Raw genomic sequence first — 17,044 nt, forward strand, 5'->3', positions numbered from 1 at the left:
CCGTGGCACGTACGGCTCGCGGCTTCCTGGCCGACACCACCCCGCTGCGGACGCCGGCCTTCAAGCGTCTCTGGATCGCCGCGATCGTCACGGTCGTCGGCGCGCAGCTGTCCGTCGTCGCCGTCCCGACGCAGCTCTACCAGCTGACCGGGTCGTCGGCGTGGGTCGGCCTGACGGGGCTCTTCGGGCTGGTGCCCCTCATCGTCTTCGGGCTCTGGGGCGGCGCGATCGCCGACGCGGTCGACCGCCGTGGGCTGCTGGTGTTCACCGGCACCGGGCTCGCGGTGACGTCGCTGCTGCTCGGGCTGGTCACGGTCACCGGGATCGGCGGGCCGTGGGAGGTGCTCACCCTCTACGCGGTGCAGACCGCGTTCCTGGCGATCAACCAGCCCACCCGGGCGGCGGTGCTGCCACGGCTCCTCCCGAACGACCAGCTGCCCGCGGCCAACACGCTGCTGTTCACCGTGACCCAGCTCGGGGCGATCGCGGGGCCGCTCCTCGCGGGGGTCGCGCTGACGTTCACGTCGGTCGGCACGCTCTACCTCGTCGACACGGTCTGCCTGACCGCCTCGATCTGGGCCGCCTTCAACCTGCCCCGCCTCCCCGTCGGCGACGGGCCGGGCGGCGTGCGGGGCGTGTTCCTGGCGGTGCGCCGCAGCGCCGGGATCGGCGGTGTCCTGGCGGGCTTCCGCTACATCGCGATGAGCCAGGTCCTGCTCGTCTCGTTCCTCGTCGACACCGTGGCGATGGCCGTCGGCATGCCCCGCGCGGTGTTCCCGGAGGCGGCCGAGCAGACGTTCGGCGACCCCCCGGGCGGCGGCCCGGCGCTCGGGGCGCTGTTCGCCTCGATCGCGATCGGCGCCACCCTCGGCGGGCTGTTCTCGGGGCGCCTGCACGGCATCCGGCGCCAGGGCGTGGCGGTGACGCTCGCCGTGTGCGCCTGGGGTGCCGGCGTCGCCCTGTCCGGGCTGACGTCGATGCTCTGGCTCGCCGTCGCCCTGCTCGCGCTCGCGGGAGCGGCCGACCTCGTCAGCGCCGTGTTCCGGCAGACGATGCTGCAGGTGGTCGCCACCGACGAGATGCGCGGGCGCATGCAGGGCGTGTTCACCGTCGTCGTGGCGGGCGGGCCCCGCCTCGGCGACCTGTGGCACGGCCCGGCCGCCGAGGCCTGGGGCACCGGCGTCGCGACCTTCGTCGGCGGCGTCGGCGTGATCGTGCTGACCGTGATCGTGGTGGCGATCTTCCCGGTCTTCTGGCGCTACCGGGCCCCGCTGGCCGGCGACGAGCCCTCCACCGAGCCCTCCACCGAGCCCTCCGGCGACGCGGCCTCCGCGGACCCGCCCGAACGGCCGGGGAAGGTCTCCGACGACTGAACCCCGCCGGCCTCCGGCGCCACCGTCCGGGACGACGCGGGGCCGTGCGGGAAGCCGAGCCCGTGCTGCGGCACCTCGGGCGAGGCCGAGTCCAGCGGCACGGCGGGGGAGCGCACGAGCCCGAGCTGGGCGGTCTGGCGCGGCAGCAGGGCGTCGAGGAGCCAGTCCACGGCCGTCCGCACGCGGTTCCCCGGCATCGAGATCAGGTGGTAGCCGCGGGCGACGACGTGGGCGGGCTTGCCGGTGAGCCGCACGCCCAGCGGGTTGGCCGCCGCGTCGAAGCCGCCGAGGTCGACGACGAAGCCGAGGTCGCGGTGCTTGTAGGTCCGCGACCGCCCGTGACCGAGCGAGGCCGCGACGTTCCGGCCGGCGAGACGGCCCTGGCGCTCGGCGTGCTGCGCGGTCATCGCGGTGTACTCGCCGGGACGGGCCCGGTCGGGCACCGCGGCGGCGTCCCCACAGGCGAACACGTGGGGGTGGTCGGGGACGCGCAGCCGGGTGTCGACGACCATCCGGCCCTGCTCGACCTGCACCCCGAGGTCGTCGATCAACGGGTCGGGCCGGACGCCGACGCACCACAGCAGGGTGCGGGTGGGGATGTGGTCGCCGGAGGACGAGAGACGCACCCCGTCGCCGGTCGCCTCGTCGACCTCCTCGTGGGTGCGGACGTCGACGCCGCGCTCGCGCAGCACGCGGTCGGCGGTGGTCGAGAGGTGCCCGGCCAGCCCGGCGAGGATCTCGCCGCGGCTGACGAGCACCCAGCGCGGGACCTCCTCCAGGCCGCGGCTGGCCGCGAGCTCCTTGGTGAACAGGTAGCCCTGGGCGGTGACCTCCGTGCCCGTGTAGCCCCCGCCCACCACGACGACGGTCAGGCGCGCGGCGCGCTCCTCGGGGTCCTCGCACATCGCCGCGAGCTCGACCTGCCGGATGAGGTGGTCGCGCAGGTAGAGCGCCTCGGGGACGCCGCGGAAGCCCTGCGCGTACTCGGTGACGCCGGGCACCGGCAGCACCTTGTGCACGCTGCCGGCCGCGATGACCAGGCGGTCCCAGTGCGTCTCGTGGTGCACGCCCTCGGGGTCGAGCCACCCGATCCTGTGCCCGTCGAGGTCGAGCTCGTCGACCTCCCCGGGGGCGTGACGCACGCAGCGCGGCAGCGCGGCGGCGAGCGCCACCGAGATCCGGCGCGGCTCGAGGATGCCGGAGGCCACCTCCGGCAGCAGGGGGAGGTACAGGAAGTAGTTGGTGGGGCTGACGAGGACGATGTCCACCTCGTCGCCCATGCGCTTCGCCAGGGATCGTGCCGCCTGGAATCCCGCGAACCCGCCGCCGACGATGACCACCTTGGGCGGTCGCCCGGCCTCGGCCCCGCTTCTGCCTGGGGTCTCCTCCGTCATGTCCGGCACAGTGTCCGTTCCGACCGGTGCGCGAAACCCGGGAACGCCCGACGCAAACCGATCGTCACAACCGCTAGCGTGTCCCGCCGTGCACCCGACCGGCGAGCAGATCGACCTCGTCGCCGGCGCGACGCACGCCGTCGTCACCGAGGTGGGGGGCGGGCTGCGGGCACTCGAGGTCGACGGCCGGGCCCGGGTGGAGGACTTCGACGCCGACGCGGTCCCGCCGATGGGCGCCGGCATGGTCCTGGTGCCCTGGCCCAACCGCATCGCCGGGGCGCGCTACGCCTGGTGTGGGCAGGAGTACGTCCTCGAGGTCACCGAGCCGGCCCGGGGGCACGCGAGCCACGGGTTCCTGCGGCGCCGCCCCTGGACGGTCGCCGGGCGCGCGGAGGACTCCGTCACCCTCACCGCCGAGGTGGACCCGGCGTGGGGCTGGCCGGGACCGCTGCACGTCGCGACCACCTACGCCGTCGACCCCACCGGTCTGACCGTCACCCACGCCCTGACGAACACCGGTGACGGCGACGTCCCCGCCGCCCTCGGCGCCCACCCCTACCTGCGCGTCGGTGACACCCCGCCCGCCGACTGCACGCTCACCCTGGCCGCCGACCGGATCGTCGACGTCGACGACGTCCTGATCCCCACCGGCATCCGGCCGGTCACCGCCGACGAGGACCTCCGCGGAGGGCGCCGCGTCGCCGACCTCACGCTCGACACGTGCTTCGGCGCCGCCCCCGGGCCCGACGGCGTGCTGGGCGTGCTCCGTGCCCCCGACGGACGGGCGACGGTCCTGTGGGCCGACGCCGACGTGCGCTGGGTCCAGGTCTTCACCCCCGACGACCTCGACGGACGGGGCCGCGCGGTCGCCGTCGAGCCGATGACCTGCCCGCCCGACGCCCTGAACTCGGGCACCGACCTCGAGGTCCTCGCGCCGGGGCGGACGTGGAGGTTCTCGTGGGGGATCGCGGCCCGGGACGCCGCGTGAGCAGGCGGATCGTGGTCGGTGGGGAGGCGCTGGTCGACCTGGTGCCGACCGGCGGGGACCCCGCCGGCGACCCCGTCCTGCAGCCCCTCGCCCCGCGGCTGGGCGGCGGCCCGTTCAACACCGCCGTCGGGCTGGGCCGCCTCGGCGTGCCGACGACGATGCTCACGCGGCTGTCGACGGACCCGTTCGGCGACGCGCTGGTGGCCCGCCTGCAGGCCCAGGGCGTCGACACCGCGCACGTCCAGCGCGGGCCGGAGCCGACGACGCTGGCGGTCGTGACGCTCGACGGCGACGGCGCCGCCCGCTACACGTTCCACGTCGAGGGCACCGCGGACCGCCTCGTCGCCGACCCCGGCGAGCTCCCCGAGGACACCGCCGCCGTGGCGGTCGGAACCCTCTCGCTGGTGCTCGAGCCCGGGGCGTCGCGCTACGCCGCGCTGGCCGCCCGGGAGGCCGCGCGCGGCCGGCTGGTGAGCCTCGACCCGAACCTGCGGCCCGGGCTCGTCGACGACCCCGACGCCGTCGTCGCCCGCCTCGACGGGATCGCCGCGGTGGCGGGCCTGGTCAAGATGTCCGACGAGGACGCCGAGCGGTGGGGTCGCTCGCCCCAGGACGTGCTCGACGCCGGCGCGGGCGCGGTGGTGCTCACCCGCGGCGCCTCCGGACTCACCGCGCACACGCGCGGCGGCGGGGTCGTCTCGGTGCCCTCGGACGAGATCGGTCCGCTGGTGGACACGATCGGCGCCGGCGACAGCGTGCACGCCGCCCTCCTGGCCTGGCTGGCCGACCACGACGCGCTCGACCGCGCCGCCGTCGCGGCCCTCGACGCCGACGCGTGGGCCGGCGCGCTCGGGTTCGCGGCCCGGGCGGCCGCGTGGACCGTGTCCCGCGCCGGCGCCGAACCGCCGTGGCGCGCCGAGCTGGATGAGGACGCCTCGAACGACCGCCGGTAACATGGCCGTCACACAGTGACATGCACCACTGTCGGCAACGGGCCGCCTCGTGATGCGTCACAAGCCGCGCGGGCGCTACGGTTCGCGCTCGAACGACCCCGATGCTGCGGGAGCGCGCCGCGGGGAGAACCCCCGGCGGCCGGGCCGCCCCTCCCGCTCACACCAGCGTGAGAGGGATTGACTGCGAATGGCCAGCGAGGACTCCGAGAAGCGCACCGCCACGCTGTCGTACCCGGGCGGCGAGCACACGATGGAGATCGTCGAGGCGACCGAGGGCGCCTCGGGAGTGTCGCTCGGGAAGATGCTCGGCGACACGGGGCTGATCACCCTCGACCCGGGCTACGTGAACACCGGCGCCTGTCGCTCGGACATCACCTACATCGACGGTGACGCGGGCATCCTGCGCTACCGCGGCTACCCGATCGAGGACCTGGCGAAGAACTCCACCTTCGTCGAGACCAGCTACCTGTTGATCTACGGCGAGCTGCCGAACAAGCAGCAGCTCGAGGCGTTCACCGACCAGATCCAGCGGCACACGATGCTGCACGAGGACCTGAAGAAGTTCTTCGACGGCTTCCCGGTGGACGCGCACCCGATGCCGGTGCTGTCGTCGGCGGTCTCGGCGCTGTCGACCTTCTACCAGCGCGCCCTCGACCCGTTCGACGAGCCGAACGTCGACCTCTCGAGCGTCCGCCTGCTGGCCAAGGTCCCGACGATCGCGGCCTACGCCTACAAGAACTCGATCGGCCAGCCGTTCCTCTACCCGGACAACTCGCTGGGCCTGGTCGAGAACTTCCTGCGCCTGACCTTCGGCCTGCCCGCCGAGCCGTACCAGGTCGACCCGGACGTCGCCAAGGCGCTGGACATGCTGTTCATCCTCCACGCCGACCACGAGCAGAACTGCTCGACGTCGACCGTGCGCATGATCGGCTCGTCCCAGGCCAACCTCTTCGCCTCGATCTCCGGGGGCATCAACGCCCTGTTCGGCCCGCTGCACGGCGGCGCCAACGCCGCGGTGCTCACGATGCTCGAGGGCATCCGCGACAACGAGGGCAACGCCGACGAGTTCGTCCGCAAGGTCAAGAACAAGGAGCCGGGCGTCCGGCTCATGGGCTTCGGCCACCGCGTCTACAAGAACTACGACCCCCGCGCGGCGATCGTGCGCGACACCGCCCGCGGGATCATCGAGAAGCTCGGCGGCGGCGACCAGATGCTCGACATCGCCCTGCGACTCGAGGAGTACGCGCTCGAGGACGACTACTTCGTCGAGCGCAAGCTTTACCCGAACGTCGACTTCTACACCGGCCTGATCTACCAGGCGATGGGCTTCCCGACCGAGATGTTCACGGTGCTCTTCGCCATCGGCCGCCTCCCGGGCTGGATCGCCCACTGGCGCGAGATGATCGACGACCCGGACACCCGTATCGGGCGCCCCCGGCAGGTCTACACCGGGCCCACCGAGCGCTCGTACGTGAACCTCGACCAGCGGTAGGCGCGCTTCCTGGTGCAGCGAACGTGCTGTTCGCTGCTTCTAGGTGTAGTGCCCACGATCGTTGTTGACGGCGTGGTGGCTTGAACGCAGGGAGACCTCCGGGCGAGGTGTGAGTTGTCGACGCTCACGCCCCACGCCCGGAGGTCTCGGTGGCCCACCGTAATGCCCGTCTGACACCGCACGGCCGGTTGTTGCTGGTGACGCGTGTCCTCGATCAGCAGCGCCCGGTCGCGCACGTGGTCGCCGAGCTCGGAGTGTCCAGAGCGACCGGCTACAAGTGGCTCGACCGTTTCCGTGCTGAGGGCGTGGCCGGGCTGCTCGACCGCTCGAGCCGGGCGCGCCGGTGCCCGCATCGCACCAGTACCGAAGCCGAGACCGCGGTGGTGCAGTTGCGTCAACAGCGCAAGCTCGGGCCGGCCCGGATCGCGCCGCTGGTCGGCATGCCGGCCTCCACGGTGCACGCTGTGCTCACCCGTCGGGGCCTCTCGCGGCTGGCGTGGATGGACCGCCCGACCGGGCAGCTGGTGCGCCGCTATGAACGCGACCGGCCCGGCGAGCTGCTCCACGTTGATGTCAAGAAGCTCGGTCGGCTACGCGCCGGCGGCGGCTGGCGAGTCCACGGCCGCGACAGCGACCAAGCCCGGGCTACCCGCAGCGCCCCGCGGGTGGGGTTCGACTACGTGCACGCCGCCAGACGACCACACCCGCCTGGCCTACGCCGAGATCCACCCCGACGAGAAGGGCGACACCTGCGCCGGCTTCCTGCGCCGCGCGGCCGCCGCGTTCACCGATCTCGGCGTCGAACGCATCGAGCGGGTCATGACCGACAACGCGTTGGCCTACCGCTCCACCGCGTGGCGTCACGCCCTGACCGACGTGGGCGCCCGCGCCTGCTTCACCCGCAGCTACCGGCCTCAGACCAACGGCAAGGCGGAGCGGTTCAACCGGACCCTGCTCGACGAGTGGGCCTACCAACGGCCCTTCGCCAGCAACAACGACCGCGCCGGCGCCTTGCCCGACTGGCTCCACACCTACAACCATCACCGCACCCACACCGCGCTCGACGGCCACCCACCCATCACCCGCGTCAACAACGCGGCTGGGCACTACATCTAGGCGCACGAACTCCCCGTTGATCACACGTGGTGGCTGCCCAGGGCGTGCTCGGCGCGTTCCTGGGTAGCCACTGCTCATGGGCGACGATCTCGACGACACGGCGATCGTGTGGTTCCGCCGTGACCTCCGGGTGCACGACCAGCCGATCTTCGACGCCGCGGCGGCCCGGGCGCAGCGCTCGCTCGCGGTCTTCGTGCTCGACGAGTCGCTGCTCGGCCCGTCCGGCAAGGCCCGGCGGACCTTCCTCTACCGCAGCCTGCGCGACCTCGACGAGTCACTGGGCGGGCGTCTCCTCGTCGTCCGGGGTGACCCCGCCGAGGTGATCCCGGAGCTCGCCGGGGCCGTGACGGCCCGGAGCGTGCACGTCGCCGCCGACTTCGGGCCCTACGGCCGCGAGCGCGACGAGGCCGTCGAGAAGGCCCTGGGGGAGCGTGGCGTCGAGCTGGTGCGTACGGGCTCGCCCTACGCCGTGGCCCCGGGGCGGATCACGAAGTCCGACGGCGAGCCCTACAAGGTCTTCACGCCGTTCAGCCGGGCCTGGGTGCAGCACGGCTGGCGGGCGCCCGCCGACACCGACGCGTCGAGCGTCGACTGGATGGACCCGGGCGAGAAGGACGGCGGCCCGCGGGCCGTGACGATCCCCGACGACGAGGCGCTGGAGGCCGAGCTGCCCGCCGCGGGCGAGCGCGCGGCCCGCGAGCAGTGGGAGGCGTTCGTCGACGAGCACCTCACCGACTACGACGACCTGCGCAACCGTCCCGACCGGCCGGCGACGTCGCGGATGTCGGTGTACCTGAAGTACGGCGTGATCCACCCGCGCACGATGCTCGCGGACCTGGGGGGCGCGGGGAAGGGCCCGGCGTCGTACCGCAACGAGCTCTGCTTCCGCGACTTCTACGCCGCGGTGCTCTGGTTCTGGCCCCGCTCGGCGCGCGAGAACTTCGACCCGAAGTTCGACCGGATCACCCTCGACAGCGGGAAGTCCGCGGACGAGAAGTTCCGCGCCTGGCAGGAGGGACGCACCGGCTTCCCCGCCATCGACGCCGCGATGCGCCAGCTGCGCGGCGAGGCGTGGATGCACAACCGCATGCGCATGGCCGTCGCATCATTCCTGGTCAAGGACCTGCACCTGCCGTGGTGGTGGGGCGCGCGGCACTTCCTCGACCTGCTCGTCGACGGCGACCTCGCGTCCAACCAGCACGGCTGGCAGTGGGCCGCGGGCACGGGCACCGACGCCGCGCCCTACTTCCGCGTGTTCAACCCCGTGACCCAGGGGGAGCGCTTCGACCCGCAGGGCGAGTACGTCCGGCGCTGGGTGCCCGAGCTCGCCGGCGTCGAGGGCAAGAAGGTCCACCAGCCCTGGACCCTCGCCGAGCCCCCGTCCGACTACCCGGCCCCGATCGTCGACCACAAGGCCGAGCGCCAGGAGGCCCTGGCCCGCTTCAACGCCCTCTGAGGCGTCGGCGTCCCCCGACGCACGAAGGGCACCAACACTCGGGAGAACCGAGCGATGGTGCCCTTCGGCCAGATCGGAAGGCGGGTGCGATCAGCCGCCGATGAGGCCCTGCTGCTGGAGGAACTCGGTCGCGACCTGCTGGGCGTCGCGGCCCTGGGACGAGATCTGGCCGTTGAGGTTGAGCATCACGTCGTCGGTCAGGCGCGGCGAGATCTGGTCGAAGACCTGGACCACGGCCGGGTTCCGGTCCACGACCTGCTTGCGGATGGTGTTCGACGCGTTGTACTTCGGGAAGAAGTTCTTGTCGTCGGCCAGCGACACGAGGTTCAGCGCGGGGATGCGGCCGTCGGTGGTGAACACCTCGCCGAAGAAGCACGGGTTGCCGTTGGCGGTGGCCTGGTAGATCGCGCCGGTGTCGATGACGGTGAGGGCCGGCGGGGCGTCGTAGGGACGGGTGACGCCGTAGGTGGTCAGCAGGTTCGGCAGGCCGTCGTTGCGGCTGGCGAACTCGGCCTCGACGCAGGTGGTGGCCTGCGGGTTGCCGCTGTTGATGAAGTTGGCCCAGTCCGTGGTCGTGCGGATGTTGTTCTGGTCGGCGAACGCCCGGGTCGTGGCGATCGCGTAGGTGTTGTTGAACGGCGTGGGGTTCGTCCAGACGATCTGGTTGCGCTGCAGGTCCTGGTCCCGCACGGCGACGTACTGCTGCTGGGAGTCGGGGATCGGCGTGGTGTTGCCGAGGTTCGTGATCCACCCGGTGCCGGTGTAGGACCAGCCCATGTCGATCTCGCCGGAGAGCAGGGCCTGACGGGCCGCGGCGGAGCCGGTGATGTTGCAGCGGTCGTTGACGGTCGCGCCCACCGACTGCAGGGCCGACACGCTCATCTTGCAGAGCAGCAGCTGCTCGTCGAACTCCTGGCCGCCGACCGTGTAGGTCTGGCCGGCGAGGTTGATCCCGCTGGCGGCGAGGCTGCCGCCCTCGGCGGCGGGCTGGCCGGAGCCGGAGAGGCCTCCGCAACCGGCGAGGACGAACGCGAGGACGGCGATCGTGGCGCCCATGAGCCGGGCGGGACGTCGGAGCATCGCATGATCCTTGCAGGGCACGGCCCTCACGGCGAGTGCGGAACGCTCGCCGGACGTGGCGAATTCGACCCCGGTCACACCCACGTGCGTCACGGCCGGGCCCGGCCCCACGCCTCTCTGAAGCTGACCCGGGCTCCGGTCCGCAGCACGGAGTTCGCGTAGATGCGCCCGCCGAGGGCGAGCACGGCCGCCGTGAACGCGATCGTGAGGGCGAACGCCAGCACGACCTGCCCGACCGGCGCGACGCCCAGGGCGATCCGCGCGGGCATGAAGAGGGGGCTGAACGGCGGCAGCAGCGAGATGACCGTGATCGCCGTGCCCCGCGGGTCCGAGGTCAGGAGGTTGAAGCCGACGACGAAGCCGAGCAGCACCGTGATCGTGATCGGCGACAGGACGCTCTGCGTGTCCTCCTGGCGGGAGACCAGCGAGCCGGCGGCCGCGAAGACGGTCGCGTAGAGCGCGAAGCCGAGCAGGTACCAGACCACCACCGACACCACGGTCGACACGAGCCCGGCACCGCCCGAGAGCACCCCGGCGGCGCCGGCGACGGCGAGCCCGGCGCCACCCAGCACCACGAGCTGCAGGAGGCCGACGGCACCGAGACCGAGCACCTTCCCGAGCAGCAGCTGCCAGGGCCGGACCGACGACAGCACGATCTCGACGACCCGGCTCGCCTTCTCCTCGACCACTCCCTGCGCGACCATCGCGCCGTAGGTCTGGATGGAGAAGAACAGGAGGAACGCCCCGGCGAGCCCGAGACCCAGCCGCTGCCCGGCCTGCGGGTCCGGCGGCTCCGCGGAGACGACGACGGGACCGGACTCGGCCACCGCGGCATCCAGCCCGACCGGGTCGACGCCCCGGCCCACCAGGTAGGCGTCGCGGGCCACGGCCGTCGTCGCGTCGACGATCACGCGCTCGAGGGCGGCGTCGGGCTCGGACTCGACATACACCCGCGGGCGGACCGCGTCGCCGCCGACCAGCGCGTCGAGGTCGCCCGCGCGCACGGCCGCCTCGCCCGCGGCGACGTCGGGCTGCGGCACGACGGTGAGCGACAGGCCCTCGGTGGGCGCCGCGCGCTGCAGGGGGCCGGTGAGCGCCACGGCGGCACCGGTGACGCCGACGCGTGCGGTGTCCTCCCCGGAGGCGAGGGTGGCCACCACCGCCGCGTAGACGCCGAGCAGGAGCAGCACGACGAGGGTGCCGACGACGAACGCCCGGCCCTTGACCCGCGACGCGAACTCGCGCCGGGCGATGAGCGCCACGGGACGCAGGGCGCTGTTCACGCGGCGGCTCCGGGCGCCTCGGACGGGGCCGGCGGGCGCGTGTCGGCCACCGTGTCCCGGTAGATCTCGGACAGCGGGGGCCGGAGGCGCCGGAACTCGAGCACGGGCCCGGTCCGGCGGGCCGCGTCCAGGACGGTGGTCAGCGTGGCGTCGGAGGGGTCGCCGAGCGTCAGCACCGTGCCCTGGTGCGTGAGGCGCGTGCCGTCGACGCCGGGCAGGGCGTCGGCCCAGCCGGGCGTGGCGTGCGGCGCGACGACGAGGAGCTCGGGGGCCGAGGCGTCGCGCAGCTCCTCCACGGTGCCCTCGGCGACGGCGCGCCCGGCACGGACGATGCCGACGCGGTCGCAGAGCCGCTCGACGAGCTCGAGCTGGTGGGACGAGAACACCACCGGCGCGCCGGCGTCGCGGCGCTCGCGCAGGACGTCGCTCATGACGTCGACGGCCAGGGGATCGAGGCCCGAGAACGGCTCGTCGAGCACCAGCACGTCCGGGTCGGCGACGAGCGCGGCGGCGAGCTGGACGCGTTGCTGGTTGCCCAGGCTCAGGCGCTGGACCTCGTCGCCGCGGCGGTCGGCGATCCCGAGGCGCTCGGTCCACCGGTCGGCCGCGGCGCGGGCGTCGGCGGCCGACCGTCCGCGGAGCTCGGCGAGGTAGCGCAGCTGGGTCCCGACGGCCATCCGCGGGTAGAGGCCCCGCTCCTCGGGCATGTAGCCGATCCGCCGGCGCGACGCGGCGTCGAGCGGGCGCCCGTCGAGCCGGACCTCGCCGGCGTCGGCGGCCAGGACGCCGAGCGCGATCCGCATCGTCGTCGTCTTGCCGGCCCCGTTGGCGCCGACGAAGCCGTAGAGCTCGCCCGGGCGCACGGTGAGGGTCATCCCGTCCAGGGCCACCGTGGACCCGAACCGCTTGGAGACCCCGTCGATCTCGAGCATCGCTCTCCCACCTCCGCGCCGGCGCGTCAGGATGTCCGAGATCACCAGCTCGGGCCACTCGGGGACCGGGACCACATCGTGACCCTGTTCGTCGTAACGAGATCTGGTGGCGGGGGCGACGTCCCGAGCAGAGTGCGAGATCTCGCGGGTTGCGGAGGAGAGCCGATCATGCGGTCGCTGACGGTGGCGGGTGTGACGATCCTGCTGTTGCTGGGCGCGGTGCCGCTGGCCGTGCCCGGGGTGCCGCGCCTGCCCGGGATCCCCGTGCCCGTGGCCGCCGGGGCCCTGGCCCTCGCCGGGGTCGCGTTCGTCGCCGGGATCGTGCTCCTCCTCCGCGGAGCCCACGTCCGGCGCCGGGTGGAGGCGGACGGGTCGCCGGCCGAGCCGAGGGACCCGGTCCCGGTTCCCCCCGCCCCGATTCCCGTTGCACCGGTGGCCGCCGCCCCGGTCACGCCGGCCCCTCGTCCCGGCTTCGTCGCCGTGCGGACGCGTCTCTGAGCCCGCGTCTCTAGGGCGGCGACCACAGCCCGGACACCGGCGCGCCGGCCAGCTCTCCCCGCCAGGTCCAGAGCCAGGCGGGCGCCGACCCGTCCGTTCCGTGCGCGAGCGCCCGCACCCGCCGGTAGTCCGGCCCCTCGTACTCGTCGAGCACCGGGAGCGACGCGACCGGATCGGCCAGCCGGAGCACCGTCCCGCGGGCGCGCCCCGGACCGCCCGGCCGCAGCGCGGGGTAGCCCCGCCCGGTGTCGTGGACGCGTCCCGGCAGCCAGGCCGGCTCCGGGTCCCCGACGACGTGCGGCGCGACGAGGGGCCAGGCCCGCTGTCCCGGCATGAGCGTTCCGTAGACGAACACCCGGTCCGGCCACGCCGCGGGGTCCGGCGCCCCGTCCTGGACGGTCACCGACCCCGGGTCGAGCGGCGCGGGCGACCCGACGAGCGCGCGTGCGGCCTCCTGGTCGACGTCCCGGCACGCCACCGGGGCCCCGTCGACCAGCAGCGGAGCCCGCACCGGAGCCCCCGCCCAGTACGTCCAGACCCCGTCGAGCCGCGCGCCGTCCTCGGTGACCACGCGGACGCCACGCCCCGGCCGCAGGCGCACCAGGTCGTAGCGCTCCCCGCGTCCCTCGCAGTGGTCCAGGACAGCCACCTGGTCGGGCGTCGCCATCCAGACCGCGTGGGTCTCGACCGCGCCCGGCACCGCGGCGAGCGTCGCCGGCCGAGCCCTGTCGCGGGCACGCAGGCCGGCGGCCCACACCGCCGCGAGCCCCTCGACCCGCGCCCGCAGCACGACGACCGGTCCCGCGAGCCCCAGGTGCTCGCGCAGCCAGGTCAGCTTGCCGGGACACCGGTTGGAGCCGAACGCGAGCACGGGCACGCGGCCGGTCATCGGCAGCGCGCCGCGGTCGGCGAGCCAGCGGTCGAGGTCGACGCCCGCCACGGTCCAGCCGGCCCCGGCCGACGCCGACGGGTCGAGCCGGTGGCTGTGGGCGTCGAGGTGCACGAACGAGAAACCCGGCGCGACCCCGGGGTAGGGGTCGGCCGGGTACTCGTGATCCGGATGCTGACGCAGAGCTCTAGTAGCCCCGCTCGCGGTACTCCTCGAGGCGCGCGGCCTCGTCGCCGACCTTCGTGGTGTCGCCGTGGCCGGTGCGCACGATCGTGTCGCCCGGCAGCGAGAACACCTTGTCGGCCAGCTGCTCGATGAGCACGTTGAAGTCCGAGTACGACGGCCCGGTGGCGCCCGGCCCGCCGTTGAACAGGGTGTCGCCGGAGAACAGCGTGCCGATGTCCGGCGCGTAGAACACCGTCGACCCTGGGGAGTGCCCGGGGGTGTGGATCGCCCGCAGGTCGATCCCGGCGATCGTGAACGTCTCGCCGTCGGTGATCTCGCCGTCCGGCTCGCGGTCCGGGTACGTGAGGTTCCAGATCACCCGGTCGTCCGGGTTGAGCAGGATCGGTGCGTCGAACGCCTCCGCGATGGCCGGCGCCGCGTTGACGTGGTCGTTGTGCGAGTGGGTGCACAGGATGGCCACGACGTTGCGGTCGCCGACCGCCTTCTTGATCGCCTCGGCGTCGTGCGGGGCGTCCAGGAGGACGACCTCGGACGAGTCACCGATGATCCAGACGTTGTTGTCGACGTCGAACGAGTTGCCGTCGATCTGGAACTGGCCGGACGTCGTCAGGTGCTCGACGCCCTCGCCGACCTTCTCGGCCGTCACAGGATCACCACCGAACGCAGCACGTCGCCGTGGTGCATCTTCTCGAAGGCCTGCTCGACGTCGTCGAGCGAGATGCGCTCGGTGACGAACTTGTCGAGCGGGAACCGGCCCTGCAGCGCGAGGTCGACCAGCATCGGGAAGTCGCGGCTCGGCAGGCAGTCGCCGTACCAGGACGCCCGCAGCGACCCTCCGTGGGAGAAGAACGGCTGGAAGTCCGCCTCGAGCTTCATGTCCGGCGCCGGGACGCCGACGAGCACCAGTCGGCCGGCGAGGTCGCGGGCCTCGAAGGCCTGCTTCCACGTGGCCGGGATGCCCACGGCGTCGATGACGACGTCGGCGCCGAACCCGTCGGTGAGCTCGCGGATGCGCTCGACCGGGTCCTCGTTCTTGGCGTTCACGCCGTGGGTGGCGCCGAAGCCCTTGGCCCACTCCAGCTTCCGGTCCTCGGTGTCGACCGCGATGATCGTCGTGGCGCCGGCCAGCGCCGCACCCGCGATCGCCGCGTCGCCCACGCCACCGCAGCCGATGACCGCCACGGTCTCGCCGCGCTTCACCTCACCGGTGTTGATCGCCGCGCCCGTGCCGGCCATGATCCCGCAGCCGATGAGCCCGGCCTGCGCCGGATCGATCTCCGGGTTGACCTTCGTGCACTGCCCGGAGTGCACCAGCGTCTTCTCCGCGAACGCCCCGATGCCCAGGGCCGGCTTGAGCTCCTCGCCGGTCTCCTTGAGCGTCATCGACTGGGCGGCGTTGTGGGTGTCGAAGCACAGGTGGTGCTTGCCCTTGCGGCACGCACGACAGACCCCGCACACGGCACGCCAGTTGAGGATGACGTAGTCGCCGACCTCGAGCCCCTGCACGTCGCCCTCGCCGAGCGCCTCGACGACACCCGCGGCCTCGTGGCCCAGCAGGAACGGATAGGCGTCCTCGATGTTGCCCTCGCGGTAGTGCAGATCGGTGTGGCACACCCCGCACGCCTGGACCTTGACCACGGCCTCACCGGGCCCGGGATCGGGGACGACGATCGTCTCGACCGTGACCGGCTTGCCCTTCTCCCGGGATACGACTCCCCGGACCTCCTGCGGCATGTTGCCTCCGTCTTCCTCGCGTGTGCTACCGGTCACCTGTGCCCGGACGACCACCTTGGCATGCGCACCCGAGCATGGTCACGCCCCGCGTCGCCTCCGCCACCGGGGGGGACCGACGGGCGGGACCGCGCCCGGCTCCTCCCACCGGACGCGGCCCCGTACACGGTTCGACGCGCGCCCCGCGCCCGCGGTTCCCTCGAGACGCCGACGCGGGCGGCCACCGTGGTGACCGCCCGCGTCGGGTCGTGGTGATCGACGGAAGAATACGGACGATGGGTGTCAGCGACGGCACGCCGCTGACACCGAGATGCCCGCGGACTCAGACGTGCAGGATCAGCGCCGAGCCCTGGCCGCCGCCGCCGCACAGGCTGGCCACGGCGTAGCCGCCGCCACGGCGCTGGAGCTCGTGGGCCGCGTGCACGGCGAGGCGGGCGCCGGTGGCGCCGACCGGGTGGCCGAGCGCGATCGCGCCGCCGTCGGTGTTGACCGCGTCCGACGGCAGGCCCAGCTCACGGGCGGACTGGATGGCGACCGCCGCGAACGCCTCGTTGATCTCCCAGAGCGAGACGTCCGAGGGCTCGATGCCCTCGCGGCGCAGCGCCTTGAACGCGGCGTTGGAGGGCTGCGAGAGCAGGGAGTTGTCGGGGCCGGCGACCCAGCCGTGGTTGCGGATCTCGGCCAGCGGCCGGATGCCGAGCTCCTCGGCCTTGCGGGCGGACATGACGACCGTCGCGGCCGCGCCGTCCGAGACCTGCGAGGAGCTGCCCGCCGTGATGGCGCCCTCCTTCGCGAACGCCGGCCGCAGCTTGCCCAGGCCCTCCGCGGTGGTGTCGCCACGGACGCCCTCGTCCTCGGTGACCTCGATGGGGTCGCCCTTGCGCTGCGGGACGGGCACCGGGGCGATCTCGGCCTCGAAGCGGCCGTTCTTGGCGGCGTCGGCCGCACGCTGGTGCGACGCGGCCGAGACCTCGTCCATCTCCTCGCGGCTCAGCCCGATGGAGGAGGCGAAGCGCTCGGTGGACGCGCCCATCGACTCGTGGTCGTAGACGTCGGTGAGGCCGTCGGACTCGGTGGCGTCGAGGATCGTCCCGCCGCCGTACTTGTAACCGCGCCGGGCCTTGGGCAGCAGGTAGGGGCCCTCGGTCATCGACTCCATGCCGCCGGCCACGACGATGTCGTACTCGCCGGCCTGGATCATCTGGTCGGCCAGCGCGATGGCGTCGAGGCCGGAGAGACACACCTTGTTGAGGGTGAAGGACGGCGTCGACATCGGGATGCCCGCGTCGGTGCTCGCCTTGCGCGCCGGGTTCTGGCCGTTGCCGGCCTGGATGACCTGGCCCATGATCACGTACTCGACCTGCTCGCCGGAGATGCCGGCGGCCTCGAGCGCACCCTTGATCGCCACTGCCCCGAGGTCACCGGCGGTCATGCCGGCGAAGGCCCCGGAGAGCTTGCCGATGGGGGTGCGCTTGCCGGAGACGATGACGGAACCGGGCATGGAGATCCTCCTGGTCGATGGGTGGCCCGACGGTGGGCCGGAGACGACCGATCACCGGTGTGATCACGACGTGACGTCGACCACCACGGTGAGCGAGCCGGAGTGCACCGAACGTACCCACATCGACCGGGCCGATCCCAGGGTCGCGGGCGAAGGATCACCGCACGATCCC

General features: G+C 73.3%; 14 protein-coding genes and 1 pseudogene. 7 read left to right on the plus strand and 8 right to left on the minus strand.

The window, feature by feature from the left end; genetic code table 11:
* Positions 1–2: 2 nt before the first annotated feature.
* The gene (locus PH191_RS00430; protein ID WP_274192656.1) at positions 3–1,373 is read left to right on the plus strand and encodes an MFS transporter; all 1,371 of its coding nucleotides are present in this window, start codon (positions 3–5) and stop codon (positions 1,371–1,373) included.
* On the opposite strand, the gene PH191_RS00435 is transcribed toward PH191_RS00430, so the two are convergent.
* Entirely contained in the window at positions 1,259–2,767 is a 1,509-nt protein-coding gene (locus tag PH191_RS00435; protein WP_274192657.1) for an NAD(P)/FAD-dependent oxidoreductase, read from the minus strand. The two genes, PH191_RS00430 and PH191_RS00435, sit on opposite strands and share 115 nt — an antisense overlap.
* 88 nt (positions 2,768–2,855) lie before the next feature.
* On the opposite strand from PH191_RS00435, the gene PH191_RS00440 reads away from it, so the two are divergent.
* The 5 genes and pseudogenes from PH191_RS00440 to PH191_RS00460 all read left to right on the plus strand — a co-directional run bounded on the left by PH191_RS00440 (position 2,856) and on the right by PH191_RS00460 (position 8,772).
* A complete protein-coding gene (locus tag PH191_RS00440; protein ID WP_274192658.1) occupies positions 2,856–3,755 on the plus strand; it encodes an aldose 1-epimerase family protein in 900 nt (299 codons plus the stop codon).
* On the plus strand, positions 3,752–4,708 hold the full coding sequence (locus PH191_RS00445; protein ID WP_274192659.1) for a carbohydrate kinase family protein: 957 nt from the start codon (positions 3,752–3,754) through the stop codon (positions 4,706–4,708). Before PH191_RS00440 ends, PH191_RS00445 begins: the two co-directional genes overlap by 4 nt.
* Before the next feature lie 187 nt (positions 4,709–4,895).
* The gene (locus PH191_RS00450) at positions 4,896–6,200 is read left to right on the plus strand and encodes a citrate synthase (protein ID WP_274192660.1); all 1,305 of its coding nucleotides are present in this window, start codon (positions 4,896–4,898) and stop codon (positions 6,198–6,200) included.
* A 149-nt stretch (positions 6,201–6,349) separates the two neighbouring features.
* Positions 6,350–7,316: pseudogene (locus tag PH191_RS00455) on the plus strand (IS481 family transposase).
* Positions 7,317–7,392: 76 nt separating this feature from the next.
* Complete coding sequence (locus tag PH191_RS00460) at positions 7,393–8,772, plus strand: cryptochrome/photolyase family protein (protein WP_274192661.1); 1,380 nt, start codon at positions 7,393–7,395, stop codon at positions 8,770–8,772.
* Positions 8,773–8,862: 90 nt separating this feature from the next.
* On the opposite strand, the gene PH191_RS00465 is transcribed toward PH191_RS00460, so the two are convergent.
* The 3 genes from PH191_RS00465 to PH191_RS00475 all read right to left on the minus strand — a co-directional run bounded on the left by PH191_RS00465 (position 8,863) and on the right by PH191_RS00475 (position 12,067).
* On the minus strand, positions 8,863–9,852 hold the full coding sequence (locus PH191_RS00465; RefSeq protein WP_274192662.1) for a glycine betaine ABC transporter substrate-binding protein: 990 nt from the start codon (positions 9,850–9,852) through the stop codon (positions 8,863–8,865).
* Positions 9,853–9,941: 89 nt separating this feature from the next.
* Positions 9,942–11,135, minus strand: coding sequence for an ABC transporter permease (locus PH191_RS00470; RefSeq protein WP_274192663.1), 1,194 nt, complete (start codon positions 11,133–11,135; stop codon positions 9,942–9,944).
* Entirely contained in the window at positions 11,132–12,067 is a 936-nt protein-coding gene (locus PH191_RS00475) for an ABC transporter ATP-binding protein (protein WP_274192664.1), read from the minus strand. The genes PH191_RS00470 and PH191_RS00475 overlap by 4 nt, the downstream gene beginning before the upstream one ends.
* A 168-nt stretch (positions 12,068–12,235) precedes the next feature.
* Here PH191_RS00475 and PH191_RS00480 point away from each other — a divergent pair, with 168 nt between their 5' ends.
* Positions 12,236–12,565 (plus strand): hypothetical protein, encoded by a 330-nt coding sequence (locus PH191_RS00480; protein WP_274192665.1) that lies wholly within the window; start codon positions 12,236–12,238, stop codon positions 12,563–12,565.
* Between the two features lie 10 nt (positions 12,566–12,575).
* Here the strand turns inward: PH191_RS00480 and PH191_RS00485 are convergent, their stop codons facing one another.
* The 4 genes from PH191_RS00485 to PH191_RS00500 all read right to left on the minus strand — a co-directional run bounded on the left by PH191_RS00485 (position 12,576) and on the right by PH191_RS00500 (position 16,872).
* On the minus strand, positions 12,576–13,568 hold the full coding sequence (locus tag PH191_RS00485; RefSeq protein WP_274192666.1) for a gamma-glutamylcyclotransferase family protein: 993 nt from the start codon (positions 13,566–13,568) through the stop codon (positions 12,576–12,578).
* A 73-nt stretch (positions 13,569–13,641) separates the two neighbouring features.
* On the minus strand, positions 13,642–14,286 hold the full coding sequence (locus PH191_RS00490; RefSeq protein WP_274192667.1) for an MBL fold metallo-hydrolase: 645 nt from the start codon (positions 14,284–14,286) through the stop codon (positions 13,642–13,644).
* Positions 14,283–15,374 (minus strand): S-(hydroxymethyl)mycothiol dehydrogenase, encoded by a 1,092-nt coding sequence (locus PH191_RS00495; protein WP_274192668.1) that lies wholly within the window; start codon positions 15,372–15,374, stop codon positions 14,283–14,285. Before PH191_RS00495 ends, PH191_RS00490 begins: the two co-directional genes overlap by 4 nt.
* 319 nt (positions 15,375–15,693) lie before the next feature.
* The gene (locus PH191_RS00500; protein WP_274192669.1) at positions 15,694–16,872 is read right to left on the minus strand and encodes an acetyl-CoA C-acetyltransferase; all 1,179 of its coding nucleotides are present in this window, start codon (positions 16,870–16,872) and stop codon (positions 15,694–15,696) included.
* Between the last annotated feature and the right edge of the window lie 172 nt (positions 16,873–17,044).

This window comes from Actinomycetospora callitridis (assembly GCF_028737265.1).
Taxonomy (GTDB): Bacteria; Actinomycetota; Actinomycetes; order Mycobacteriales; family Pseudonocardiaceae; genus Actinomycetospora; species Actinomycetospora callitridis.

Excerpts from the sequence above, each read along its gene's own strand:
- PH191_RS00435 (WP_274192657.1), bottom strand. The coding sequence starts at position 2,767 with ATGACGGAGGAGACCCCAGGCAGAAGCGGGGCCGAGGCCGGGCGACCG.
- PH191_RS00450 (WP_274192660.1), top strand. The coding sequence starts at position 4,896 with ATGGCCAGCGAGGACTCCGAGAAGCGCACCGCCACGCTGTCGTACCCG.
- PH191_RS00460 (WP_274192661.1), top strand. The coding sequence starts at position 7,393 with ATGGGCGACGATCTCGACGACACGGCGATCGTGTGGTTCCGCCGTGAC.
- PH191_RS00465 (WP_274192662.1), bottom strand. The coding sequence starts at position 9,852 with ATGCTCCGACGTCCCGCCCGGCTCATGGGCGCCACGATCGCCGTCCTC.
- PH191_RS00475 (WP_274192664.1), bottom strand. The coding sequence starts at position 12,067 with ATGCTCGAGATCGACGGGGTCTCCAAGCGGTTCGGGTCCACGGTGGCC.
- PH191_RS00480 (WP_274192665.1), top strand. The coding sequence starts at position 12,236 with ATGCGGTCGCTGACGGTGGCGGGTGTGACGATCCTGCTGTTGCTGGGC.
- PH191_RS00495 (WP_274192668.1), bottom strand. The coding sequence starts at position 15,374 with ATGCCGCAGGAGGTCCGGGGAGTCGTATCCCGGGAGAAGGGCAAGCCG.
- PH191_RS00500 (WP_274192669.1), bottom strand. The coding sequence starts at position 16,872 with ATGCCCGGTTCCGTCATCGTCTCCGGCAAGCGCACCCCCATCGGCAAG.